The 25,476-nt window shown below is 67.5% G+C and carries 18 protein-coding genes; 13 read left to right on the top strand and 5 right to left on the bottom strand.

Annotated elements, in window-relative coordinates:
- Nucleotide 1: 1 nt before the first annotated feature.
- On the bottom strand, nt 2-763 hold the full coding sequence (locus tag ACM2ZB_RS04895) for a 3-oxoacyl-ACP reductase (RefSeq protein ID WP_416057666.1): 762 nt from the start codon (nt 761-763) through the stop codon (nt 2-4).
- Nucleotides 764-901: 138 nt separating this feature from the next.
- Here ACM2ZB_RS04895 and ACM2ZB_RS04890 point away from each other — a divergent pair, with 138 nt between their 5' ends.
- The 5 genes from ACM2ZB_RS04890 to ACM2ZB_RS04870 all read left to right on the top strand — a co-directional run bounded on the left by ACM2ZB_RS04890 (nt 902) and on the right by ACM2ZB_RS04870 (nt 7,787).
- The gene (locus tag ACM2ZB_RS04890) at nt 902-1,582 is read left to right on the top strand and encodes a 4-hydroxy-tetrahydrodipicolinate reductase (protein WP_416058622.1); all 681 of its coding nucleotides are present in this window, start codon (nt 902-904) and stop codon (nt 1,580-1,582) included.
- A gap of 290 nt (nt 1,583-1,872) precedes the next feature.
- Entirely contained in the window at nt 1,873-3,000 is a 1,128-nt protein-coding gene (gene carA / locus ACM2ZB_RS04885; protein ID WP_416057665.1) for a glutamine-hydrolyzing carbamoyl-phosphate synthase small subunit, read from the top strand.
- A 150-nt stretch (nt 3,001-3,150) separates the two neighbouring features.
- Complete coding sequence (gene carB, locus ACM2ZB_RS04880) at nt 3,151-6,393, top strand: carbamoyl-phosphate synthase large subunit (RefSeq protein WP_416057664.1); 3,243 nt, start codon at nt 3,151-3,153, stop codon at nt 6,391-6,393.
- An 8-nt stretch (nt 6,394-6,401) separates the two neighbouring features.
- A complete protein-coding gene (greA, locus tag ACM2ZB_RS04875; protein ID WP_188489793.1) occupies nt 6,402-6,866 on the top strand; it encodes a transcription elongation factor GreA in 465 nt (154 codons plus the stop codon).
- Nucleotides 6,867-6,869: 3 nt separating this feature from the next.
- Nucleotides 6,870-7,787: a phosphoglycerate mutase gene (locus ACM2ZB_RS04870; RefSeq protein WP_416057663.1), complete on the top strand. Its 918-nt coding sequence runs from the start codon at nt 6,870-6,872 to the stop codon at nt 7,785-7,787.
- A 54-nt stretch (nt 7,788-7,841) separates the two neighbouring features.
- On the opposite strand, the gene ACM2ZB_RS04865 is transcribed toward ACM2ZB_RS04870, so the two are convergent.
- The gene (locus tag ACM2ZB_RS04865) at nt 7,842-8,870 is read right to left on the bottom strand and encodes a DUF1176 domain-containing protein (protein ID WP_416057662.1); all 1,029 of its coding nucleotides are present in this window, start codon (nt 8,868-8,870) and stop codon (nt 7,842-7,844) included.
- A 157-nt stretch (nt 8,871-9,027) separates the two neighbouring features.
- On the opposite strand from ACM2ZB_RS04865, the gene recJ reads away from it, so the two are divergent.
- Nucleotides 9,028-10,785: a single-stranded-DNA-specific exonuclease RecJ gene (recJ, locus tag ACM2ZB_RS04860; RefSeq protein ID WP_416057661.1), complete on the top strand. Its 1,758-nt coding sequence runs from the start codon at nt 9,028-9,030 to the stop codon at nt 10,783-10,785.
- Between the two features lie 123 nt (nt 10,786-10,908).
- Nucleotides 10,909-13,809, top strand: a complete 2,901-nt coding sequence (locus ACM2ZB_RS04855; protein ID WP_416057660.1) for a VIT domain-containing protein — start codon at nt 10,909-10,911, stop codon at nt 13,807-13,809.
- Nucleotides 13,810-14,270: 461 nt separating this feature from the next.
- Here the strand turns inward: ACM2ZB_RS04855 and ACM2ZB_RS04850 are convergent, their stop codons facing one another.
- The 3 genes from ACM2ZB_RS04850 to ACM2ZB_RS04840 form a co-directional block, all read right to left on the bottom strand.
- Entirely contained in the window at nt 14,271-14,597 is a 327-nt protein-coding gene (locus tag ACM2ZB_RS04850) for a hypothetical protein (RefSeq protein ID WP_416057659.1), read from the bottom strand.
- Between the two features lie 2 nt (nt 14,598-14,599).
- A complete protein-coding gene (locus ACM2ZB_RS04845; RefSeq protein WP_416057658.1) occupies nt 14,600-15,244 on the bottom strand; it encodes a phosphatase PAP2 family protein in 645 nt (214 codons plus the stop codon).
- Between the two features lie 92 nt (nt 15,245-15,336).
- Nucleotides 15,337-16,542 (bottom strand): acyltransferase family protein, encoded by a 1,206-nt coding sequence (locus ACM2ZB_RS04840; RefSeq protein WP_416057657.1) that lies wholly within the window; start codon nt 16,540-16,542, stop codon nt 15,337-15,339.
- A gap of 135 nt (nt 16,543-16,677) precedes the next feature.
- On the opposite strand from ACM2ZB_RS04840, the gene ACM2ZB_RS04835 reads away from it, so the two are divergent.
- The 6 genes from ACM2ZB_RS04835 to lysS all read left to right on the top strand — a co-directional run bounded on the left by ACM2ZB_RS04835 (nt 16,678) and on the right by lysS (nt 25,280).
- On the top strand, nt 16,678-17,580 hold the full coding sequence (locus ACM2ZB_RS04835) for a LytTR family DNA-binding domain-containing protein (protein WP_416057656.1): 903 nt from the start codon (nt 16,678-16,680) through the stop codon (nt 17,578-17,580).
- A 138-nt stretch (nt 17,581-17,718) separates the two neighbouring features.
- Nucleotides 17,719-18,844, top strand: a protein-coding gene (gene prfB / locus ACM2ZB_RS04830) for a peptide chain release factor 2 (RefSeq protein WP_108749502.1) whose coding sequence is annotated in 2 segments (ribosomal slippage) — nt 17,719-17,793 and nt 17,795-18,844 — 1,125 coding nt in all. Because the reading frame shifts where the segments join, the coding sequence is not laid out codon by codon here.
- 153 nt (nt 18,845-18,997) lie between these two features.
- Nucleotides 18,998-19,780, top strand: coding sequence for a helix-turn-helix transcriptional regulator (locus ACM2ZB_RS04825; protein WP_416057655.1), 783 nt, complete (start codon nt 18,998-19,000; stop codon nt 19,778-19,780).
- A gap of 738 nt (nt 19,781-20,518) precedes the next feature.
- Nucleotides 20,519-21,904 (top strand): NAD-dependent succinate-semialdehyde dehydrogenase, encoded by a 1,386-nt coding sequence (locus ACM2ZB_RS04820; RefSeq protein ID WP_416057654.1) that lies wholly within the window; start codon nt 20,519-20,521, stop codon nt 21,902-21,904.
- 63 nt (nt 21,905-21,967) lie between these two features.
- Entirely contained in the window at nt 21,968-23,608 is a 1,641-nt protein-coding gene (locus ACM2ZB_RS04815) for an acetolactate synthase large subunit (RefSeq protein WP_416057653.1), read from the top strand.
- Nucleotides 23,609-23,768: 160 nt separating this feature from the next.
- Nucleotides 23,769-25,280 carry a lysine--tRNA ligase gene (gene lysS / locus ACM2ZB_RS04810; protein WP_416057652.1) on the top strand — a complete coding sequence of 504 codons (1,512 nt, stop codon included), beginning with the start codon at nt 23,769-23,771 and terminating at the stop codon, nt 25,278-25,280.
- The last annotated feature ends 196 nt before the right edge of the window (nt 25,281-25,476 follow it).

Raw genomic sequence — 25,476 nt, 5'->3', positions numbered from 1 at the left:
CTCAGTCCCTGACCAGTCCGCCATCCACCACCAGGTTCTGCCCGGTCACCGCGCGCGACCAGGGGCTGGCGAAGAACAGCACCGCATCAGCGAACTCGGCCGGGGTGGTGACACTGCGCAGCGGCGTCGTGGCGGCGATGTAGTCGAACACCGCCTCCGGCGTGGCCGCGCTGGCGTCGGTGCTGCGCAGCAGCCCACCGGACAGCATGTTCACGGTGATGCCGTGCGGCCCCAGGTCGCCGGCCAGGGTGCGGGTCAGCGACAGCAGGGCGGCCTTGGCGGCGGTGTAGTCGTGGTAGGGCACCACCGGGTTCTGGAACAGGTTGGTGCCGATGTTGATGATGCGGCCGAAGCGGCGGGCCTGCATGCCCGGCAGGGCGGCCTGCACGGTGTTGAGCGCGCCGCGCACGCTGCCTTCGAACTGTGCCTGGAACGCGGGCCAGCCGATGTCGCCGGCCTGGTCGCGCGCATCACCGTTGAACGAGAACGCTGCCAGGGCATTGTTCACCACCGTGGTCACGCCCTGGCCGAAATGCGCCTGTGCCTGCTGCAGCATGGCGGCGACCTGGTCGCGGTCGGTGACATCGGCCTGCACGGCCAGGGCCTGCCCGCCCAGTTCCCTGGCCAGCGCCTGTGCCGGCGCCTCGCTGCGCTGGTAGTTGATGACGACGCGCGCGCCCTGTGTGGCGAATGCGCGGGCGATATGCGTGCCCAGGCCGCGTCCTGCGCCGGTGACAAGGACCAGTTGTTCGCTGATCTGCATGGTGGGAATGCGTTCCATTGCCTGAAAGGGCATGCAGCGTAGCAGTGATGGTGCTTGCCGGATCGACCGCCCTGCCGCTAGCCTGCGTGCATGAACCAGACTCCCCTGCGATTGCTCATCCATGGCGCTTCCGGGCGCATGGGCCAGGCCCTGCTGCGCCTGGCTGCCGAACACCCCGAAACCCTGCAGGTCGTGGCCGCCGTGACCGGCCGTGCACCGGCCCAGCGCGTGATCGAAGGCGTCCCGTACTTCGCCGCCAGTGAGCTGGCAGGCGCGCCGGCGTTCGACGTGGCCATCGACTTCAGTCTGCCTGAAGGCTTCGACCCGATGCTGGCACTGTGCGTGGAGCGCGGTGCGGGTCTGGTGTCCGGCACTACCGGTATTTCCAGTGTGCAGCGGCAGGCGTTGGACGCGGCGGCGGCGAAGATCCCGCTGGTCTGGGCCTCCAATTTCAGCCTGGGCGTGGCGGTGCTGGATGAACTGGTCGAGCGCGCTGCACAGGCGCTGGCCGGCTGGGACTGCGACGTGGTCGAGTCGCACCACACGCAGAAGAAGGATGCGCCGTCGGGCACTGCGCTGACCCTGGGCGCGGCCGCGCAGCGGGGTGGGGCGGAGCCGCATTACGCCAGCCTGCGTGCCGGCGACATCGTCGGCGAGCACCTGGTGCAGTTCACCAGCCTGGGTGAGCGCATCGAACTGGTGCACCGCGCTACCAACCGCGACATTTTCGCCCGCGGTGCACTGTTTGCCGCCCGCCAGCTGCAGGGGCGGGCGCCGGGCAGCTACCGGGTGCGGGACCTGCTGGACGGTCCCCGTTAACCGGTAGCGCCGTGCCATGCCCGGCGGCCTCGTCAGTTCCGCCGGGCATGGCCCGGCGCTACCGCAGATGGCCCGCATACGCTGCCGGATTGAAATGAATACGCAATCGCCTGTTCATAAAGCGATATAACCGCTGGCGCGAGCGGCCGGGCAGCGCTACAATTCGCACTCGCCGAATCACGAAAGCCGGACCGGTCCCAGACCGTACGTCCGCGCTTTTTTGCAACCGGATTTCCGTGAAGCGCAGGCGTGACTTCGGCAGCCCCCTCGGTAGCCAAAGTGAGATTTCCGTGACCCAAGCCGCAATCCTCGTCCTCGAAGACGGCACCGTATTCGAGGGCGAATCCGTAGGCGCGCCCGGCCTGTCCGTCGGTGAGGTGGTGTTCAACACCGCCATGACCGGTTACCAGGAAGTGTTGACCGACCCGTCCTACGCCCGGCAGATGGTCACGCTGACCTATCCGCATATCGGCAACACCGGCATGACAGACCAGGACAATGAAGCGTCCAAGGTGTGGTCGGCCGGCCTGATCGTGCGCGACATGCCGCGCCGCCCCAGCAACTGGCGCAGCCAGGTGTCGCTGCAGGACTGGCTGATCCAGCGTGGCGTGGTCGCCATCGCCGGCATCGACACCCGCAAGCTGACCCGCATCCTGCGCGAGAAGGGCGCGCAGAACGGTGCGCTGATGGCCGGCGATATCGACGTGGAAAAGGCACTGGAAGCCGCCCGCAAGTTCCCGGGGCTGAAGGGCATGGATCTGGCCAAGGTCGTCACTACCGAGAAGACCTACACCTGGACCGAGGGCCAGCTGGACCTGGATGCCAATGCCTTCGTCAGCGTGCCGGCGAAGTTCAAGGTCGTGGCCTACGACTTCGGCGTGAAGACCAACATCCTGCGCATGCTGGCCGAGCGCGGCTGCGAAGTGACCGTGGTGCCGGCACAGACCCCGGCTGCCGAGGTCCTGGCGCTGAAGCCGGACGGCGTGTTCCTGTCCAACGGCCCGGGTGACCCGGAACCGTGCGACTACGCCATCGAAGCGATCAAGACCTTCATCGACGTGAAGATCCCGACCTTCGGCATCTGCCTGGGCCACCAGCTGCTGGGCCTGGCCTCGGGCGCCAAGACCATGAAGATGGGCCACGGCCACCACGGTGCCAACCACCCGGTGCAGGACCTGGACAACGGCCGGGTGATGATCACCTCGCAGAACCACGGCTTCGCGGTTGACGAAACGACCCTGCCGGCCACCCTGCGCGTGACCCACCGTTCGCTGTTCGACGGCACCAACCAGGGCATCGCCCGCACCGACGTGCCGGCGTTCTCGTTCCAGGGCCATCCGGAAGCCTCGCCGGGCCCGACCGACGTGGGCCCGCTGTTCGACCGTTTCGTGGCCCTGATGGAACAGAGCAAGGCGTGATCAGTACGCCGCCGGCCCGCCGGTGGCGTCGCGATGGACCGTAAGCCCCCGCATCGCTGCTGCCCCTGGCGCGGCGCTGCGGATCAAGATTCCTGATCGACAGCGTGCGATCACTCCCCCTTGTCACGCTGTACTGACTTAGAGAAGAAAATGCCCAAGCGCACTGACCTCAAGACCATCCTCATCATCGGTGCTGGCCCGATCGTCATCGGCCAGGCCTGCGAGTTCGACTATTCCGGCGCCCAGGCCTGCAAGGCCCTGCGTGACGAGGGTTACCGCGTGGTGCTGGTCAACAGCAACCCGGCCACGATCATGACCGACCCGGAGATGGCCGACGCCGTCTACATCGAGCCGATCAACTGGCAGACGGTCGAGAAGATCATCGCCAAGGAAAAGCCAGATGCACTGCTGCCGACCATGGGTGGCCAGACCGCGCTGAACTGCGCGCTGGACCTGGCCGACAACGGCGTGCTGGAGAAGTACAACGTCGAACTGATCGGCGCCAAGCGCGAAGCGATCATGATGGCCGAAGACCGCGAGCTGTTCCGCGTGGCCATGGATGAGATCGGCCTGGAGTGCCCGACCGCCGCCGTCGCCCACACCCTGGACGAAGCGCTGGAAATCCAGACCCGCGTCGGCTACCCGACCATCATCCGCCCCAGCTTCACCCTGGGCGGCAGCGGTGGCGGCATCGCCTACAACCGCGAAGAGCTGGTGGAGATCGTCAGCCGCGGTCTGGAGCTGTCGCCGACCACCGAAGTGCTGGTCGAAGAATCGGTGCTGGGCTGGAAGGAATTCGAGATGGAAGTGGTCCGCGATACCGCGGACAACTGCATCATCGTCTGCTCGATCGAAAACCTGGACCCGATGGGCGTGCACACCGGTGACTCGATCACCGTGGCCCCGGCGCAGACCCTGACCGACAAGGAATACCAGCGCCTGCGCGATGCCTCCATCGCCGTGCTGCGCAAGATCGGCGTCGACACCGGTGGCTCGAACGTGCAGTTCGGCATCAACCCGAACACCGGCCGCGTCGTCGTCATCGAAATGAACCCGCGCGTGTCGCGTTCCTCGGCGCTGGCCTCCAAGGCCACCGGCTTCCCGATCGCCAAGGTTGCCGCCAAGCTGGCCGTGGGCTACACCCTGGACGAACTGAAGAACGAGATCACCGGCGGCCTGACCCCGGCTTCGTTCGAGCCGTCCATCGACTACGTCGTCACCAAGATCCCGCGCTTCGCCTTCGAGAAGTTCCCGGCCGCCGACGCCCGCCTGACCACCCAGATGAAGTCGGTGGGCGAGGTGATGGCGATGGGCCGTACCTTCCAGGAATCGATGCAGAAGGCCCTGCGTGGCCTGGAGACCGGCAAGGTTGGTTTCGACCCGACCGGCCTGGACCTGACCAGCGAAGACGACCTGCAGACCCTGCGCCGCGAGCTGAAGGCCCCGGGCCCGGAGCGCCTGTTCTACGTGGCCGATGCCTTCCGCGCCGGCATGAGCGTGGAAGAGATCTACGCGCTGTCCTTCATCGACCATTGGTTCCTGGACCAGATCGAGGAAATCATCGCGGCTGAAGGCGAAGTCGCCGCTGGTGGCATCGATGCACTGGATGCTGCACGCCTGCGCAAGCTCAAGCGCGCCGGCTTCTCCGACGCCCGCCTGGCCCAGCTGACCGGCACCAACGAAGCGGCCCTCCGCGCGCTGCGCCGTGCCCACAAGGTGCGCCCGGTCTACAAGCGCGTCGATTCCTGCGCCGGTGAGTTCTCCACCGGTACCGCCTACCTGTACTCGACCTACGAGGACGAGTGCGAGGCCGCGCCGACCAACCGCGACAAGATCATGATCCTCGGCGGTGGCCCGAACCGCATCGGCCAGGGCATCGAGTTCGACTACTGCTGCGTGCACGCGGCACTGGCGCTGCGCGAGGATGGTTTTGAAACCATCATGGTCAACTGCAACCCGGAAACCGTGTCGACCGACTACGACACCTCCGACCGCCTGTACTTCGAGCCGCTGACCCTGGAAGACGTGCTGGAAATCGTCGAACTGGAACAGCCGAAGGGCGTGATCGTGCAGTACGGCGGCCAGACCCCGCTGAAGCTGGCGCGCGCGCTGGAAGCCAACGGCGTGCCGGTGATCGGCACCAGCCCGGATTCGATCGATCTGGCCGAAGACCGCGAGCGCTTCCAGCAGCTGGTGGATTCGCTGAAGCTGAAGCAGCCGCCGAACCGCATTGCCCGCAACGACCAGGAAGCCCTGCTGCTGGCCCGTGAGATCGGCTACCCGCTGGTGGTGCGCCCGAGCTACGTGCTGGGCGGCCGCGCGATGGAAATCGTCTACGGCGAATCCGACCTGGCCCGCTACGTGCGCGACGCGGTGAAGGTGTCCAACGATTCGCCGGTGCTGCTGGACCGCTTCCTGGACAACGCCGTGGAAGTGGACGTGGACATCATCGCCGACAAGGATGGCAACGTCCTGATCGGCGGCGTGATGGAGCACATCGAAGAAGCCGGCGTGCACTCCGGTGACTCGTCCTGCTCGCTGCCGCCGTACTCGCTGTCGGCCAAGACCCAGGCCGAACTGCGCCGCCAGGTGGTGGAGCTGGCCAAGGCCCTGAACGTGGTCGGCCTGATGAACACCCAGTTCGCGATCCAGACCAATGACGACGGTGATGACACCATCTACCTGCTGGAAGTGAACCCGCGCGCCTCGCGTACCGTGCCGTTCGTGTCCAAGGCCACCGGCATGGCGCTGGCCAAGATCGCCGCGCGCTGCATGGCCGGCAAGACCCTGGCCGAGCAGGGCGCGACCGAAGAGATCGTGCCGGACTACTACTCGGTGAAGGAAGCGATCTTCCCGTTCGCCAAGTTCCAGGGCGTCGACCCGATCCTCGGGCCGGAAATGCGTTCCACCGGCGAAGTGATGGGCGTCGGCCGTACCTTCAACGCCGCCTTCGCGCGTGCGCAGGAAGCGGGCGGCATCAAGGCGCCGCCGGTCGGCAAGGCCTTCGTCTCGGTGCGTGACCCGGACAAGAAGCGCGTGCTGCCGGTGGCCAAGGCCCTGCTGGCCCGTGGCTACAGCCTGGTTGCCACCCGTGGCACCGCCGCGTGGCTGCAGCAGCACGGCATGGACTGCGAGATCATCAACAAGGTGGTCGAGGGTCGCCCGCACATCGTCGATTCGATCAAGAACGGCGAGATCGTCTACATCGTCAACACGACCGAAGGCCGTGCAGCGATCAACGACTCGTTCTCGATCCGTCGCGAGGCGCTGCAGCACCGCGTCACCTATTCGACCACCATTGCCGGCGCCAAGGCGCTGGTGGATTCACTGGAATTCCGTGGCACCGGCCCCGTCTGGTCGCTGCAGGAGCTGCACAAGGAGTTGAACGCATGAGAGCCCCCATCACGATGAAGGGCGCGCAGAAGCTGCGCGATGAACTGGATCACCTGAAGTCGGTCAAGCGCCCGAAGGTGATCGCCGCGATCGCCGAAGCGCGTGAGCATGGCGACCTGAAGGAGAACGCCGAGTACCACGCCGCGCGCGAGGAACAGGGGTTCATCGAAGGCCGCATCAAGCAGCTGGAAGGCGAGCTGTCGCACGCCGAGATCATCGACGTGAGCAAGCTCAACGCCGGCTCCAAGGTGGTGTTCGGTGCCAGCGTGACCCTGGCCGACGTGGAAACCGACGAAGAGAAGAAGTACCAGATCGTGGGTGACCTGGAAGCGGACATCAAGCTGGGCCTGATCGCCATTTCTTCGCCGGTGGCGCGCGCGATGATCGGCAAGCTGGAAGGCGACTCGATCGTGATCGACGCCCCGGCCGGCCAGCGCGAGTACGAGATCGTCAGCGTCAGCTACCTGGACTGACGGGTGGCAACGGCGACCCTGTTGTTGCCGGCACGCAGCCGCTTTGCCGCGGCTGCACTGCCCGATGATGTGGCGCGTGCCCTGGGCCGCGCCGAGGCCTCGCAGTTTGAAGCCGGTGAGCGGGCACAGCTGCAGCGCCATTTCACGGTTGCCGCGCCGCACTGGCCGGTGGCCGCACTGACCCGCCAGCGCGACGTCGGCGATGCCGCCGGCGCGTGCTGGCTGCGTGCCGACCCGGCCTGCATGGTGCCGGACATGCACGGTGCCCGGATGATGGGCCACGGCGAAACGCTGCGGCCCACGCTGGCCGACACCCTGGCCTTGCTGCCGGTACTGCAGCCGCTGTTCGCCGATGCCGGCTTCGTGCTGGACGCGCCGGACCCGGCGCGCTGGTACCTGCGCCTGCCGATCGACATCGAACTGCCGGACTTCGACAGCCCCGACGAGGTGCTGGGTGATGATCTGTTCTCGCACCTGCCCGAAGGCGAGGCCGGCCGCCGCTGGCGTGCGCTGATGACCGAAGCGCAGGTGCTGCTGCACAACCATTCCTGGAACCAGCAGCGCGCCGCGCAGGGCCAGCAGCCGATCAATTCGCTGTGGTTCTGGGGCGGTGGCGTGATGCCGGTGTCGGTCAGCACGCCGCACGCCCAGGTGCGCAGCCGCGATGCGCTGCTGCAGGGCCTGGCCCTGGCCGCAGGCGTATCGGTGGACGGCGATCAGGCGGTGGATGCCCTGGTCGACCTGCGCCAGCTGCGTTCACTGCAGCAGCTCGGCAACGACGCGATCCGGCCGCTGCTGACCGCATTGCAGCGAGGCGAGCTGCAGCGCCTGGAACTGGATTTCGAAGATGGCCAGCAGTTCCGCCTGGACAAGCGCCAGCGCTGGCATTTCTGGAAGAAGCCCCGCCAGCTGCACGACTGAGCGGGGCCATCCACGCATGGCGTGGATCTACTGTAGAGCCGAGCCATGCTCGGCTCATTTCACCGTGCTGACCACCGTCGGCAGCGTCCAGTGCCCGCCTGCAACGCCACGGCATTGCCCCGTGGTGAAGCGGCTGGACTTCACGAAGTCCTGCCCATCCCACACCCAGTCGTGGCCGGAGAAGCAGTCACCGATGCCACGGCCGCGGAAGCGGCCGCGCAGCGTGGCGTCATCGCGATCGAAGTCCTCCGCACCGGAGGTCACGAAGCGTGCCTTGTACGGCGCCTTGTCCTGCACCACCCAATAGCCGCTGCTGAAGTTGTAGGCACCCATGAAGCAGCTGGTGCTCGCCAGCACATGCTGGCCATCCAGCCGCTGGATCTCGATCTCATCCTGCTCGCCATCGCTCAGGCGCCCGCATTCGTCCGCCTTGGGCAGACTGGCGATCAGCGCCTTGCGCAGGCCAGGCGCCTTGGCCAGCGCCGCATCCGTGCCGCGCGGCGCCACCAGCTTGCCGTGCACGATCACCGGCACCGGCAGCGCCGCCGGCACGCTGGCCTCGGCCTTGTCGCCACGCCGCACCAGCGCACCGGGCGTACCCAGGCGGCCCTGCGCCTCGTCCATCTTCAGCAGCACCGCCGTGGCGCCGCTGTCGGAGATCGGCCAGGCCTTGCCCTTGCCGTCGATGATCTCGATGCGTGCCTGGCGGGGCAGGGCGGCGACCAGCGCATCGGTTTGTGACTGCTGCAGCAGCACCTTCTCACCCTCGCCGGTGTCGCGCACCGGACCCAGGTCCTTGCCGTTCAGGCGCAGTCGCAGCGCGCCGGCCGGCGACGGCTCGTCACCCTCGCCATTGCGCAGCCGCGCCACCACCTTGGTGCCGGGGCCGCCCGCACGCTCCAGCATCAGGCTGAGCAGGTTGGCGGACGCTTCGGGGCTGTAGCCGGCGGCGCGGCAGGTACGGGTGTTGTCGCAGGCCAGCGTCCAGTCGTTGTGGTCGAACGACACGCCGGCTTTCGGCTCGGGCGTGGCGGCGTGAGCGGCCGGGGCGAGGGCGAGGGCCAGGAACAAAGTGCGGTGCATGGGCAGAAATCCTTTTCGGGGCCGGCAAGCATGAAAGAAATGGCGGGCGATTCCAAATGCTTCCGACGGGGTCAGAGCCCTCTGCGCGCAGAGGGATCTGACCCCATCTCTGGCCCCGCGCTATCATGGTGACGTCTTCCGCAACCCGGCGATGCCGATGTCCCTTGCCGCCGATGGTGCGACGCCCGTGTCCGATACCCCGATGATCCGCCGCCGTGAGCTGGCGCAGCCGGGCCCCTGGCCGGACGGAACGCTGCCGCTGCTGGCCCGCCTCTATGCCAACCGGGGCGCGACCACACCGGAACTTGCGCTGCCGCGCCTGGGCAACCTGCATGCGCCGGAGCTGCTGACCGGCATCGATGCGGCGGTTGCGCTGCTGGTCGAGGCCATCGCCCACGACAAGCGCATCCTGGTGGTGGGCGATTTCGACTGCGATGGCGCCACCGCCTGCGCGGTCGGCGTGCGCGGCCTGCGCATGCTGGGCGCACAGCACGTCTTCCACGCCGTGCCCAACCGCATGGTGCATGGCTACGGCCTGTCGCCGTCGCTGGTGGACGAGCTGGCCGAACTGCAGCCGGACCTGCTGGTAACCGTCGACCATGGCATCGCCTGCCATGCCGGCGTCAACGCCGCCAAGGCGCGCGGCTGGCAGGTGCTGGTCACCGACCACCATCTGCCCGGCCCGCAGCTGCCGCTGGCCGATGTCATTGTCGACCCCAACCTGGAAGGCGACGATTTCCCCAGCAAATCGCTGGCCGGGGTCGGTGTCATCTTCTATGTGCTGATGGCCCTGCGCCGGCGCATGCGCGAAGCCGGCGTGTTCGCCGATGGCAAGGGCCCGGACCTGACCACGCTGCTGGATCTGGTGGCCGTGGGCACTGTGGCCGATCTGGTGGCGCTGGATGCGAACAACCGTGCGCTGGTCAGCGCCGGTCTGCGCCGGCTGCGCGCAGGGCAGGGCTGCGTAGGTTTGAAGGCGCTGATCGAAGCCAGCGGCCGCGATGCCGCACGCCTCACCGCCACCGACATCGGCTTCGCGCTGGGCCCACGCCTGAACGCGGCCGGCCGCCTGGAAGACATGGCACTGGGAATCGCCCTGCTGCTGACCGAAGACCCGCGCCAGGCCCGCGACATGGCCCAGACCCTGGAACAGATCAACGCCGAACGGCGCGCAGTGCAGCAGTCGATGACCGATGACGCCGAACAGGCCCTGTCGCGCGTGGTGCTGCAGTCCGAAGGTGAGCGCCCGGTGGCGGCCTGCCTGTTCGATGCCGATTGGCATCCTGGCGTGGTGGGCCTGGTCGCCTCGAAGATGAAGGATCGCCTGCATCGCCCGGTGATCGCCTTCGCACCGGCCGAACCCGGTGCCGACACCCTGCGTGGTTCGGCGCGCTCCATTGCCGGCCTGCACATCCGTGACGCGCTGGCGCTGGTCGACGCGCGCCATCCTGGCCTGATCGAGCGCTTCGGCGGCCACGCCATGGCGGCGGGGCTGAGCATGCGCCTGGAGCATCTGCCCGCGTTCGAGGCCGCCTTCGTTGCCATCGTGCAGGAAGTGCTGGACCCGGCCGCGCTGCAGCAGCACGTGCTGAGTGATGGCGAACTGGCCGCGCACGAACTCGACCACCGCCATGCCGACGCCCTGCGCCTGGCCGGCCCCTGGGGCCAGGGCTTCCCCGAACCGCTGTTCGACGGGCAGTTCGAAGTGGCCAACTGGCGCGTGCTGAAGGAGCGCCACCTGAAGCTGGAACTGCGCCTGCCCGGCCTGCCGGGCACGATCAACGCCATCCACTTCGGTGGCTGGCACGGCAATGCACCCAGCCGACACGTACACCTGGCCTACCGCCTGGCCTGCGATGATTACCGTGGCGGCACCGCGATCCAGCTGATCGTCGAGCACTGCCTTCCCGCCTGAAAAAAGGGGACGGAGGGGATTAAGTCGTTTGTGCACAAACGACTTAATCCCCTCCGTCCCCTTTTTAACCCCACCTGCCGTGTTGGTGCGTTGAACCGTCCACGATCCCACTGGAGCCGTGCCATGGTCTTTGCCCGCTGTGCCTCCCTCATCCTGCTTGCGCTGGCGGTCTGGCCCGTTGACGCGCAGGCGCCGCGTCACGCGCGGCCGCAGGCCAGCACGCCGCTGCTGATTGCCCCGGCCGCCGAACAGCCGATCCAGCTGCGCGAGGCGCGCATCGAGGGTGAGGTGCAGGCCGGCATAGCGCAGACCCGCATCACCCTGGAATTCCACAATCCCAACAACCGCGTGCTGGAAGGCGAGCTGCAGTTCCCGCTGGGGGATGGCCAGCAGATCAGCGGCTTCGCGCTGGACATCAATGGCGAGCTGCGCGAGGCGGTGCCGGTGCCGAAGGATCGCGGCCGCCAGGTCTTCGAGGAGATCGCGCGCCGGGGTGTCGACCCGGGCCTGCTGGAACAGACGGCGGGTAACCAGTTCCGGCTGCGCGTGTATCCGCTGCCGGCCGGCGGCAGCCGCCGCGTGCAGCTGGTGGTGCGTGAGCCCTTGGCGTTCGCCGACAAGGGCTGGCAATGGGCATTGCCTCTGCAGTTCGCCGCGGGCGCGGCTTCGGTGAAGCTGGATCTGCAGGTGGCAGGCGCTGCGACTACCGGCAAGGCGCCATTCGCTCTGCAGGGCGGGCAGCTGCACTGGCAGGGGCGTGGGGCACAACTGCCGGCCCAGCTGCAATGGACCCTGCCTGCGGTGCGCCAGTCGCAGGTGCAGGTGGCGAAGTGGCAGGACGGTCATTACCTGCTGGCCCAGCTGCCGGTGCCCGCCGACCGCACGCCGCGCACGGTGGCGAGCGAAGTGGGCCTGCTCTGGGATGGCTCCGGTTCGGCTGGGCAGCGCGATCGCACACGCGAGTTCGCGCTGCTGGACCGCTACTTCGCGGCGATGGGCGAGGGCAATGTCGTGCTGACCGTGCTGCGCGACCGCCCCGAGGCCGAGCGGCGGTTCCGTATCCGCAAGGGCGACTGGAGCGCACTGCGCCAGGCGCTGCAGCAGGTACGGCCGGACGGCGCCAGCGCGCTGGCCAACTGGCAGCCGCAGCCCGGGGTGAAGGAGTACCTGCTGGTCAGTGATGGCCTGCTGACCTACGGCCCGGAAGCGCTGCCGACGCTTGCCGCTGGTCAGCGCCTGTTCGCGATCAGCAGTGCCGGCGCACACACCGATGTCACCCGCCTGCGTGGCTGGAGCGAGGCACACGGGGGCCGTTTCGTGGCGCTGGGCAATGACGTGCAGGCTGCCGCGCGCGAGCTGCTGTCCGCACCGCTGGACATCCAGATCGACGTCGGGCGTGGCGTGCAGGACGTGGTGATCGATCGCCGCAGCGAAGCGCAGGGCTGGCTGTGGCTGCATGCCCGCCTGGCAGCCGAGGGCGTGCCGATGCGCGTGCGCATCGATGGGGGCCAATGGCAGGCCCTGCCGCCGACCACCCGCAGCGACGATGGCGACCTGCTTGCTGGGCTGTGGGCGCAGGCGCGCCTGCAGCAGCTTGCGGTGGACCGGCGCAGCAGCCGTGAAGCGATGCAGCGCCTGTCGCAGCAGTTCGGGCTGGTGGGCCCGGACACCTCGCTGATCGTGCTGGAAACCCTGCAGGACTACCTGCGCTATGCGATCCGCCCGGCCGGTGCGCTGCGTGCGGACTATGACCGCCTGTTCGCCCGCCAGGTCGCTGACCGTGCAGCCGAAGACCGCCGCAGGCTCGACAAGGTGGCCGCGCAGTGGAAGGAGCGCCAGCAGTGGTGGAACCGCAGCTGGCCGAAGCAGGCCCCGCCGTCTGCGGCGAAGGAGATGCTCTACAACGAATCGGCCGCCAGCGCGCCGATGGCCCTGCTCGCCGCGCCCGCACCGGCTGCACCTGCGCCGCCGCCCGCACCGATGATGGCCGCCGAATCGCGGATGGAGGCCGCCCGCGCGCAACGTCAGGCGCCCGCGGCGCAATCGTTGGCGTTGGATATCATCGGCGGCAGCCCGTCGGCTGACGAGGCATCGCCGCCGCGCGCAAACCGTGGCCAGCTCGGTATCCAGCTGGCGGCATGGCAGCCGGATTCGCCGATTGCCCTTCGCCTGCGCCAAGGGCCTCCCTCGCAGCTGTACGACCGCTACCTGGCCGAACGCGCAGCACATGCCGACAGCAGTGCCTTCTTCCTGGACGTGGCCGACCTGCTGCTGCAGCAGGGCCAGCGGGATCTGGCGCTGCGCGTGCTGTCCAACCTGGCCGAGATGGACCTGGACAACCGCCACCTGCTGCGCGTGTTGGGTTACCGGCTGCTGCAGGCCGATGCGCCGGCGCTGGCCGTGCCCGTCTTCGAACAGGTGCTGGCGATGGGCCAGGAGGAGCCACAGAGTTTCCGTGATCTCGGCCTGGCCCTGGCCGCCGCGGGCAGGCCGCAGCAGGCACTGGCACCGCTGTACCAGGTGGTGGTGCGGCCCTGGGACAGTCGATTCGACGGCATCGCGCTGATCACCCTGGACGAACTGACCACCCTGATCGCGCGCAGCACGCCCCGGCTCGACACCACCGCCATCGACCCGCGCCTGCTGCAGGCCATGCCGCTGGACCTGCGCGTGGTACTGGCCTGGGATGCCGACAACAGCGACATGGACCTGTGGGTGACCGACCCCAATGGCGAGCGCGCTTACTACGGCAACCGCCTGACCTACCAGGGCGGGCAGATGTCGCAGGACTTCACCGGGGGCTATGGTCCCGAGCAGTTCTCGCTGCGCAACGCCAAGCCGGGCAAGTACAAGGTGGAAGCCAACTACTTCGGCAGCCGCCAGCAGCTGGTGACCGGTGCCACGACCCTGATGCTGCGCCTGAGCACCCACTGGGGCACGCCGCAGCAGAAGGACCAGATGGTCACCATGCGCCTGCAGGATCGCGCCGAGACCGTGCTGGTGGGTGAGTTCGAAGTGCGGTAGTGCGGGGGCATGCCCACCGAAGTAGAGCCACGCCATGCGTGGCTGCGTGGAATCCTCCGCGTCCGCCGGGCCTGGCCCGGCGCTGCTTCGCCGGCTTATCCACGCATGGCGTGGATCTACTGAAGCTTGTTGCGCGGCGGGGCACTGAAGTAGAGCCACGCCATGCGTGGCTGCGTGGAATCCCCCGCGTCCGCCGGGCCTGGCCCGGCGATGCTTCGCCGGCTTATCCACGCATGGCGTGGATCTACTGAAGCTTGTTGCGCGGCGGGGCACTGAAGTAGAGCCACGCCATGCGTGGCTGCGTGGAATCCCCCGCGTCCGCCGGGCCTGACGCGGCGCTGCTTCGTCGGCTTATCCACGCATGGCGTGGATCTACTGAAGCTTGTTGCGCGGCGGGGCACTGAAGTAGAGCCACGCCATGCGTGGCTGCGGTGCCCGGTTTATCCACGCATGGCGTGGATCTACTGAACGGGGCGGCGCTGGCGCGGAATCCACCGCGCCAGGGCCACGCCACCGCCGAGGATCAACAACGTGCCGACGGTGTGCCACAGCAGCTCGGTGATCGGCGCATCCGGCAGCGGAATCCTGTAGGCCAGCCATTCGATGGCCGGCCGCGCCAGCAGATAGACCACCACCACGCCCAGCACCCTCAGCACCCGTTGCACCACGCCCTGCGGATCGATCGGCCAGCCGCGCCACTGCAGCCAGCCCACCAGGAGGGCCAGTGCCAGCAGGCGCGAGGCTTCACCCAGCGGCACCAGGGGCGTCCACAGCGAGGCCCACGCCAAGGCTACGCCCAGCCCAGCAGCACCGGCAGCTGCCAGCGCCGTGCGCCTCGCAGTCCCGGCATCAACTGCCAGGCCAGTAGCGCCACCCCGAGACCGATCAACCAACCCGCCAGCACATCCGCCAGGAAATGCCGGCCCAGGTACATGCGTGACAACGCCATCAGCAGCGGCCAGCCCAGCGCCAGCAACCCGCGCAGCCAACGCCTGCGGATGCCGAAGGCGAGCAGCAGGCCCACGCAGGCGGCCGTGGCCACGCCCACATGGCCACTGTTGAAGCCATAGTCGGCATCGGGCTGTGCCCGCAGCATTGCCGTGGCCTGCGCATCGGGCAGCGACCAGAAGGTGCGTCCTCCTCCATCGACCACGAACGGGTGCGACGGCTCACCCTTGTCCAGCACCGCCGCATCCACGTCGGACGGGCGGGGCAGGGCGGCGCTCTGCTTGATGGCGTGGGTGGCACAGGCCATCAGCAGGACCGCCAACATCACGCTCAGGCCGGCGCGCAGGCGTATCCCGAAGGCGCAGACCAGGATCAGCGCGGTATAGGCCATTTCATAGCCAAGCAGGCTGATGAACTGCATCACCGCCAGCACCCAGCTGGCGTCGAAGGTGTGCTGCAACCACAGGTGCCATTGGGTCTGGAACATCCGTTGTCCTCATTGTCGGGTTGGCAACCCTGTCGTGTAGAGCCGAGCCGATGCTCGGCTCACGGCAATAACAGCCGAGTGTGGACTCGGCTCTACACCGGCGCAACGCGTACCACGGGCAGTGAAGGCGACCCGGTACGCAGCCCGAACAGGGGGCGCAGCCAGGGCACGCGGCGGATCAGCAGTTCGTGGATCAGCAGACAGCCACCGACCGTGCCGGCCACCAGCAAGGCAGGCTCCAGCCACGGGCCAAGCTGCAGCGGTCGCAGTGCATACAGCAGTACGATCAGCACGGTCTGGTGCAGGATGTACCAGCTGAACACCGCCTCCCGGCAGTAGTCCAGGCCCGGCCACGGGCGCGACAGCAGCACCCGGGCCCAGCCGAACAGGGCCAGCAGCATGCACCAGGTATAGAGCGCGCGGCCGACGCGTTCGGTCTGGCTCCAGGGCAGTGCCAGCACCCAGGCGTCGAGCTCGCCCACATGCGGCAGCCGGGCCAGTGCGCGGATGCCCAGTTCCAGGCACAGCCCCAGCCCGGCCAGCGCCAGGGTCAGCCGGCGCCCGCGCACCAGCAGTTCCCAGCCACGCTGCCAGCGTGCGGCGATGAACCCGCCCAGGTACAGCGGCAGCGACTCGGCGTGCACGTAGACGTCGTCCAGCAGCGCGTGGGTGGGCGGCCAGCGCGGCATCAACACCAGCAGCGCCCAGGCCAGCCAGGCCACCGGCAGCACCAGCAGCAGCCCACCCAGCACACGGTCGCTGATCCGCCAGCGCGGCAGCGCCCCGCGCAGCGGACGCAGCAGGCTGGCCAGCACCACGGCCAGCACGGTGTACGGCAGCAGGTAGGCCAGGTACCAGAGGTGGTTCCAGGTGAAGCCGTAGGCCGCACCGCTGAAGTGCGCGCCCGGCCAGGGCCGGAACTGCCAGTAGCGCCACAGGAACGGACCCAGCCCCGGCGCCACCTCGCCCTTGTCCAATGCCTCGTAGTAGGCCTGCAGGGACACCACCGCGACGATGCCGAACAGCAGGGGCAGCAGCAGGCGCCAGCAACGGCGCAGGGTGTGCGGCAGTCGGCCCTGCGCGGGCAGTGACAAGCCCAGGGCGATGCCGCTGATGGCGAACAGCAGCGGCATGCGCCAACGGTTCAGGGCGATCATCGGCCATTGCAGCCACTCGGCGGTGTAGGCGCTCTTGAGGTGGAAATCCCAGCCGGCCACGTAGGCCATGGCGGCGTGGTAGAGGATCAACAGCGCAAAGGCGGCGATGCGCAGGGTGTCCAGATCGTGGCGACGTTGCATGGCAAGGGGGTATCAGGAGGACGCCGCAGCTTCGGTCGCTGGCCGCCGCGCCACCAGCGCAAAGGGCGCAATGGCGGCCGTTCCGGGCCCAATGGCGGGGCTGCTGGGACCAATGGCCGATGCACGCCGGGCCGGATGGGCAACAATGGCGGGATGGAAAATGGAGATCCGGCGGCGTTGTCCGTCCCAGCTGCAGAGCGTCCGCATCGCACGGTGCTGACCGCCGTGTTCTGGTCGGTGCTGTTCCTGGGCACTGCGGTCGCCAATGTGCTGGTGAAGTGGATGCGGGCGTTGCGCGACGGGGAGGCCTTCGCGGCAGGGTCAATCTCGATCGAGGAGTTCAGCAGTGCGCTGGCCAGTCTCGGCCTGCTGGCCCTGCTGCATGCCGCCGCGCGGCGCTGGCCGCTGCATGCCGACACCTGGCGCCGCCGGATCGGCTTCTATGTACTGGGTGGCATCGCCTGGTGGCTGCTGCACGTCAGTGCCATGGTCCTGCTGCGCAAGCTGGCCTTCGCCCTGGTGGGCCAGCACTACACCTATGGCGACTGGCCGGCGCAGTGGTTCTACGAGTTCTTCAAGGACGTGCAGACTTACAGCCTGCTGGTGATTGCCGTGCATGCGGTGGCCTGGTTCGGTCGCCAGCGCCAGGGCGAGGCGCACCTGCTGGTCGCGCCCGATGCCGGGCCGCCGGTGGAGCCGGTCGAGCGCCCCCAGCATTTCCTGGTGCGCAAGCTGGGCAAGGAGTTCCTGGTCGCCACTGAGGATGTGGAATACGCCCAGGCGGCGGGCAACTACGTGAACCTGCGGGTACGCGGCCACGATTACCCGCTGCGGATCACCATGGCGGTGCTGGAGCAGCGGCTGGACCCGGGGCAGTTCCTGCGCCCGCACCGCAGCTGGCTGATCCACCGTGGCCAGCTGCGCTCGATCGAGCCCCTCGATGGGGGCGAGGCCCTGCTGCACATGGCTGACGGGGCGAAAGTGCCGTGCAGCCGGCGGCAGCTGCCCGTGCTGCGGCAGGCGCTGGGCGGGGCGTAGCGGCGGCGCGCCTGACCCGGGCAGGCCGGGCACCGCCCGGCAGGCGGACCTTCAAGGGCAGTCGAGCCAGCTTGACTCTACGGGTGGGGCGTCCTGCGGTATCATTGGCAGTCATCTATTTAGTGCATAACCGCCGACATGATCGAACTGAATCCTGTCCGCCAGCGCATCGCCGATCTGACCGATCGTGTGGTGTCGCTCAGGGGGTATCTTTGACTACGACGCCAAGAAAGAGCGTCTTGAAGAAGTAACGCGGGAGCTGGAAAGCCCCGACGTCTGGAACAACGCCGAGTACGCGCAGAATCTGGGCCGCGAGCGCTCCAGTCTGGAAAAGACCGTGGGCGGCATCGCCTCGGTGCTGGACGGCCTGACCGACGCGACCGAGCTGCTGGAACTGGCTGAGTCCGAACAGGACGAAGACACCGCCCTGGCCGTGGTCGCCGACCTGGACAAGCACCAGGCGCACGTGGAGAAGCTGGAGTTCCAGCGCATGTTCTCCGGCGAGATGGACAATGCCGCGGCCTTCGTCGACATCCAGGCCGGTGCCGGTGGCACCGAAGCGCAGGACTGGGCCGAAATCCTGCTGCGCATGTACCTGCGCTGGTGCGAATCGCGCGGTTGGAAGACCGAGCTGATGGAAGTGTCCGGTGGCGATGTGGCGGGCATCAAGTCGGCCACGCTGCGCGTGGAAGGCGATTACGCCTATGGCTGGCTGAAGACCGAGACCGGCGTGCACCGCCTGGTGCGCAAGTCGCCGTTCGACTCGGACAACCGCCGCCACACCAGCTTCACCTCGGTGTTCGTGTCGCCGGAAATCGATGACAACATCGATATCACCATCAACCCGGCCGACCTGCGTACCGACGTGTACCGCTCGTCCGGTGCCGGTGGTCAGCACGTGAACAAGACCGAGTCGGCGGTGCGTATCACTCACATCCCGACCAACATCGTTGTGGCCTGCCAGACCGGCCGCAGCCAGCACCAGAACCGCGACAACGCGATGAAGATGCTGGCCGCCAAGCTGTACGAGCTGGAAATCCAGAAGCGCAACGCCGAAAAGGACGCCGTGGAAGCCACCAAGTCCGACATCGGCTGGGGCAGCCAGATCCGCAACTACGTGCTCGACCAGAGCCGTATCAAGGACCTGCGCACCGGCATCGAACGTTCGGACACGCAGAAGGTGCTCGATGGCGACCTGGACGAGTTCGTCGAAGCCAGCCTGAAGGCCGGCCTGGCGGTGGGTTCCAAACGCATCGATGCCTGATCCACGCGCCTGCGCGGATGTCACCGCCCTCGAGCGCAATGCCGAGGGCGGCTGAATCGGCTTTCTGTAGAGCCAAGCCATGCTTGGCTGCTTTTCGCAGGCTGGCAGATGCGTCGGGCATGGCTCGACGCTACAACACATGCGGCGGTAGCGATGATGCGCAGCGAGAGTGAACGCAAGGAACTGGGCGGCTTCCTGAAAGCCTGCCGCGCCCGTGTCGACCCCGCCACGCTTGGCCTGCCGGCCGGGCGTCGGCGCACCCCGGGCCTGAAGCGCGAGGAAGTAGCGCTGGCCATCGGGGTCAGTGTCAGCTGGTACACCTGGATCGAGCAGGGCCGCGAAGTACGCGCCTCGCCCGAGGTGCTCGAGCGCCTGGCCAAGGTGCTGCGCCTGAGCGATGACGAACGTGCCTATGCCTTCGCGCTGTCTGGTTACGGCGTGCCGCTGGAGTCGCCGGACGAGAGCGTGACCGACGGCCTGCGCCAGCTGGTGCAGGCGATGCAGCCGATCCCGGCCTACGTACGCAATACGCGTTTCGACATCCTGGCCTGGAACGCGGCGATTGCCGATCTGTTTGTGGATTACAGCCAGTTCCCGCCGAACCAGCGCAACACGCTGTGGCTGATGTTCCTGTACGCGCCTTACCGCGAACGCATCCTCAACTGGGAAGAAATGAGCCGTGGCCTGCTGGCCGGGTTCCGCGCGGCGATGGCGCAGGCGCCGGACAAGGCACCGTTCCTGGTGCTGGCCGAGGACATTTCGGCGCACAGCGAGGAGTTCCGGCAGTGGTGGCCGGAGCACGACGTGCGTCGTTTCGATGAGGGCGCGAAGAAGTTGATGCATCCCACGCGCGGGTTGCTGGATCTGCAGTACGTGGCGTTGGTGCCGGAGAGCCGGCATGACCTCTCGCTGGTGACCTACCTTCCACGGAAGTAGGGGGTTGTTCGCCAGGGCTTGCAGCCCTGCACCTGCCGAATCAACGTCAAAAGCCAGAGCGGCATTCCGTGGGATGGCGGGCACTGTGGGTTTGCGGGGACGGCGCAAGTACGTCCATGTAGCCTTGGTCGCGCCATCCATGGCGCTCACACCCCGCAAGCCCACAGCGCCCCGCCTTCGACAGTTGGCCGGCGGCCAGTAGATCCACGCCATGCGTGGATGAATCTCAATCGGAATCGAATATTTCGAATTGGAAATCGAAATGCATCCACGCATGGCGTGGATCTACTGTGTCGACCAAGGTCGACACCTACCAGAGCAGATCGCTGCTCCGACAGCCCGCGTGCCGACCAACGGTCGGCACCCACCAAAGCAGAACGCCGTTCCGGCAGACCGCGGGAAACTGTCGAAGGCGGGGTGGGTCCGGTTGAGGGGGCGTGAGCCGCATGGATGCGGCGACCGAGCTTACAGGGACGTACTTGCAGCGTCCCCCTCAATCGGGCCCACCCCGCCATCCCACGGATAGCCAGCTTTTGCCATTGCCGTTGCCGTTGCCGTTGCCGTTGCCGTTGCATTGAGCAGGTGCAGGGCTGCAAGCCCTGCCACAACACCCCCTCCCTATACAGGTAAGTGCAGGTCACAGGATAAGCAGACGCCTTGTTGCTGCCATCGAACAGGTCCACATTCCTGTCCAGGACACGGGCCGCCCGCCCGCTGTCGAGACAACAGGAGACCTGCATGTCCGCCGCCCCCACCACCGCCATCTCCCGCGACCCGGCCACCGGCCAGGTGATCGCCGACCACCCGTTCGCCAGCACCGCCGAACTGGAAACGATCCTGCAGCGCGGCCAGGCCGGCTTCGCCGCCTGGAGCGGCTACACCCTGGAACAGCGCGCAGGCGTCCTGCGCGCCATGGCCACAGTGCTGCGCCGTGACCGCGAACCCCTGGCGGCGCTGGCCACCGCCGAAATGGGCAAGGTGCAGGCCGAAGCCCTGGCCGAGATCGAGAAATGCGCCGTGCTGTGCGACTGGTACGCCGACCACGGCGCACCGTTCCTGCGCGATGAACCGACCCAGGTGCCGGGCGACCAGGCCTACGTGTCCTACCTGCCGCTGGGCGTGGTGCTGGGCATCATGCCGTGGAACTTCCCGTACTGGCAGGTGATGCGCGCGGCCGTGCCGATCCTGATGGGCGGCAATGGCTTCCTGCTGAAGCCGGCCGAGAACATCGTCGGTACCGCGCAGCTGCTCGACGCCGCCTGGCGCGAGGCCGGCTTGCCGGACGGGACCTTCATCGCCGCCAACATCAGCCGCGAGGGCACCAGTGCCGCCATCGCCGATGACCGCATCGCCGCCGTGACCCTCACCGGCAGCGTGGCTGCCGGTCGCAGCATCGCCGCCCAGGCCGGGCAGGCGCTGAAGAAGGTAGTGCTGGAACTGGGCGGCTCGGATCCGTTCATCGTACTGGCCGATGCCGACCTGGATGCCGCCGTGGACGCGGCCGTGGCCTCGCGCTTCCAGAACACCGGGCAGGTCTGCATCGCCGGCAAGCGCATCATTGTCGAGGAAGCGGTCTACGACCGTTTCGTGGCGCAGTTCTGCCAGAAGGTGCATGCGCTGACCGTCGGTGATGGCCGTGAAGCGGGCAACCGCATCGGCCCCATGGCGCGGCAGGATCTGCTGGAACAGCTCGATGCGCAGGTGCGTGCCTCGGTCGATGCCGGTGCGCAGCTGCTGGTCGGCGGCCACCAGCTGGACCGGCCGGGCAGCTTCTATGCGCCCACCGTGCTGGCCGGCGTGGAGCCGGGCATGCAGGCCTTCGACACTGAAACGTTCGGGCCGGTGGCGTCGATCAGCCGCGCCCGCGACGCCGATCATGCGGTGGAACTGGCCAACCAGAGCGAATTCGGCCTGAGCGGCAACCTGTGGACCGGCAACCGTGAACGGGCCATGCAGCTGGCGCGCCGTCTGCAGACCGGCGGTGTGTTCGTCAACGGCTTCTCGGCCTCCGACCCACGCGTGCCGATCGGTGGCGTGAAGAAGAGCGGCTTCGGCCGCGAGCTCTCCCACTTCGGCATCCGCGAATTCGTCAACGCGCAGACGGTGTGGTTCGACAAGCGTTGACGCGCAGCTTCCACCCTTCCTGCAACGATCCACCATCAGTCCAGCGAAAAGGACGGCATTCCAATGTCCAAGGGTTCAGATCTGCTTGTCGCCGCACTTGAGAACGAAGGCGTCGAGCGCATTTTCGGCATCCCCGGCGAGGAAAACCTCGACGTGGTCGAGTCACTGCGCCATTCCAGCATCGAGCTGGTCATCACCCGCCACGAGCAGGCGGCGGTGTTCATGGCCGCTACCTACGGTCGCCTGACCGGCAAGCCGGGCGTGTGCCTGGCCACGCTTGGCCCGGGTGCGCTCAACTTCACCACCGGCGCGGCCTATGCGCTGCTGGGGGCGTGGCCGGTCATCATGATCACCGGCCAGAAGGGCATCGTGGCCAGCAAGCAGGCGCGGTTCCAGATCGTGGACATCGTCAGCACGATGAAGCCGCTGACCAAACTGGCCCGGCAGATTGTCTCGGCGCGCACCATCCCGACCATCGTCCGCGAGGCCTTCCGCGTGGCCCAGGAAGAGCGTCCCGGCCCGGTGCTGCTGGAGCTGCCCGAGGATATCGCCGCGACCGAAGTGGAGGGCGTGGCCCTGATCCCCACCCACGTGGTGGATCGTCCCATCGCCAGCCCGGAAGCGCTGGACCGTGCGGCGGAGATCATCCGCGGTGCCAAGCGGCCGCTGCTGATGATCGCCTCGGCGGCATCACGGCCGCAGTCCAGCGAGGCACTGTCGGCCTTCGTGCAGCGCGCCGGCATTCCGTTCTTCACCACGCAGATGGGCAAGGGCGCGGTGGCCGGTGGCTCGGGCCTGTACATGGGCACCGCGGCGCTGACCGAGCGCGACTACGTGCACATGGCCATCGACCAGGCCGACGTGATCGTGACCATCGGCCATGAAGTGACCGAGAAGCCGCCGTTCGTGATGCGCCCGGGTGGCCCGACCGTCATCCATATCGGCTATTCGCAGGCGGCGGTGGAGCAGGTCTACTTCCCGCAGGTGGAGGTGATCGGTGATATCGGCCGATCGCTGACCCAGCTGGCCGACCGCATCGAAGGTGCGGTACCGAATGCCGATGCGCTGCTGCCGCTGCGTGCGACCATTCTCGAGCACATCGCCGACCGTGCCGAAGAAGCGGGCTTCACCCCGCAGCGGCTGGTGCACGACGTGCGCGCGGTGATGCCGCCGGACGGCATCGTGGCGCTGGACAACGGCATGTACAAGATCTGGTTCGCGCGCAACTACCGCACCCAGGTGGCCAATACGCTGCTGCTGGACAACGCGCTTGCGACGATGGGCGCGGGCCTGCCGTCGGCCATCATGGCCTCGATTCTGTATCCCGAGCGGCGGGTGCTGGCGGTCTGCGGCGATGGCGGTTTCATGATGAACAGCCAGGAGCTGGAAACGGCCCGCCGGCTGGGCCTGAACCTGGTGGTGCTGATCCTCAACGACGGCGCCTACGGGATGATCCGCTGGAAGCAGGCGGTGGACGGTTTCACCGATTACGGCATGACCTTCAGCAATCCGGATTTCGTGAAGTACGCCGAGGCGTATGGCTGCAGGGGTCACGAGGTGACGGCCATCGAGCAGTTCATCCCCACCCTGGAGGCTGCGTTCAACGAGGGCGGGGTGCACCTGGTGTCGGTGCCAGTGGACTATTCGGAGAACCAGCGGGTGCTGGTGGAAGAACTGCGCCAGGCGTTCCCCGGGAACGCCTGAGGCAGCGCCGGGCCACGCCCGGGGGATCCGGGTCGGCTGACCGCCGGGCGTGGCCCGGCGCTACCGGCCGGCGGGGCCGGGGCAGGGCGGTTTTGGTATGCTGGGCAACCGGCTGTGCCGGGCGCAGCATCCCCCCTCACTACACGATTCCCGCAGATCCATGAGCGAAGCTACCGATACCCCCCCCGTCGACGAAAACAAGTTGATCGCCGAGCGCCGTGAGAAACTCAAAGCGCTGCGTGGGCAGGGCATCGCGTACCCGAACGACTTCCGTCGCGCGGATTTCGCCGGGCAGCTGCAGGCCGAATTCGCCAATGCCGAAACCTGGACCGCCGAGGCGCTGGAAGGCAACGGCCGCCAGGTGAAGATGGCGGGCCGCCTGATGGCCAAGCGCATCATGGGCAAGGCCAGCTTCGCGCAGATCCAGGACGAGTCCGGCCGCATCCAGCTGTTCCTGCAGGGCACGGTGCTGGGCGATGCCTATACCGCCTTCAAGGGCTGGGACGTGGGCGACATCATCGCCGTCGAAGGCGGTCTGACCCGTACCAAGACCGGCGAGCTGTCGGTCAAGGCTGAATCGATCCGCCTGCTGACCAAGTCGCTGCGCCCGCTGCCGGACAAGTGGCACGGCCTGGCCGACGTCGAGCAGCGTTACCGCCAGCGTTACGTCGACCTGATCGTGACCCCGGAGTCGCGCGCGGTGTTCATCAAGCGCTCGAAGATCATCCGCGCGATGCGAGCGTGGCTGGACAACCGCGACTTCCTGGAAGTCGAGACGCCGATGATGCATTACATCCCCGGCGGCGCAGCGGCCAAGCCGTTCACCACCCACCACAATGCGCTGGACCTTGACCTGTACCTGCGCGTGGCGCCGGAGCTGTACCTCAAGCGCCTGACCGTGGGCGGTCTGGAGCGGGTGTACGAGATCAACCGCAACTTCCGCAACGAAGGCGTCAGCACCCGCCACAACCCGGAATTCACCATGATGGAGCTGTACGAGGCCTACGCCACGTACAACGAGATCATGGACCTGACCGAAGGTGTCATCCGTGACGTGGCCACCACCGTCAACGGCGGCACCGAAGTGGAGTGGGACGGGGCGAAGATCGACCTGGGCCCGGCCTTCCGCCGCTGGCGCATGGACGAGGCGGTGCGCCACCACAACCCGGAAATCTCGGCGGCCGACTGCACCGACCGCGAGGCGCTGCTGCGCCATTGCGAGCGCCTGAAGATCCGCGTCAAGCCGTCCTACGGCTGGGGCAAGCTGCTGCTGGAGATCTTCGAAGCCACCGTCGAACACACCCTGATCCAGCCGACCTTCATCACCGATCACCCGGTGGAGGTCTCGCCGCTGGCCCGTGCCAACGACAACGATCCGGGCTACACCGACCGCTTCGAGCTGTTCGTCAACGGCAAGGAGCTGGCCAACGGCTTCTCCGAGCTGAACGATCCGGAAGACCAGGCGCAGCGCTTCCAGGCCCAGGTGGCCGCGAAGGAAGGCGGCGACGACGAGGCCATGCACTACGACGCCGATTACATCCGTGCGCTGGAGTACGGTATGGCCCCGACCGGCGGCCTGGGCATCGGCGTGGACCGCCTGGTGATGCTGCTGACCGGCAGCAGCTCGATCCGCGACGTGCTGCTGTTCCCGTACATGCGTCCTGAACAGTAAGACACAGTTCCGCATCGACTGTGCGCACCGTCCCGAATCGTGGGGCGGTGCGATTGACGGCCCCCGTACTCGGCGTATGGTTGTTGCACGGCCTTGACACCCGCTATGGCTTGATGGGGTTGGGGAGGGTGCAATGTGGAGAACCCGCTTCACATTGTGACGACGATCATGAACCGGGGTGCTCGTGACGGGAGTC

This window comes from Stenotrophomonas maltophilia (assembly GCF_047782825.1).
GTDB lineage: Bacteria > Pseudomonadota > Gammaproteobacteria > Xanthomonadales > Xanthomonadaceae > Stenotrophomonas.
This window is presented reverse-complemented; position numbering and strand designations above follow the sequence as displayed.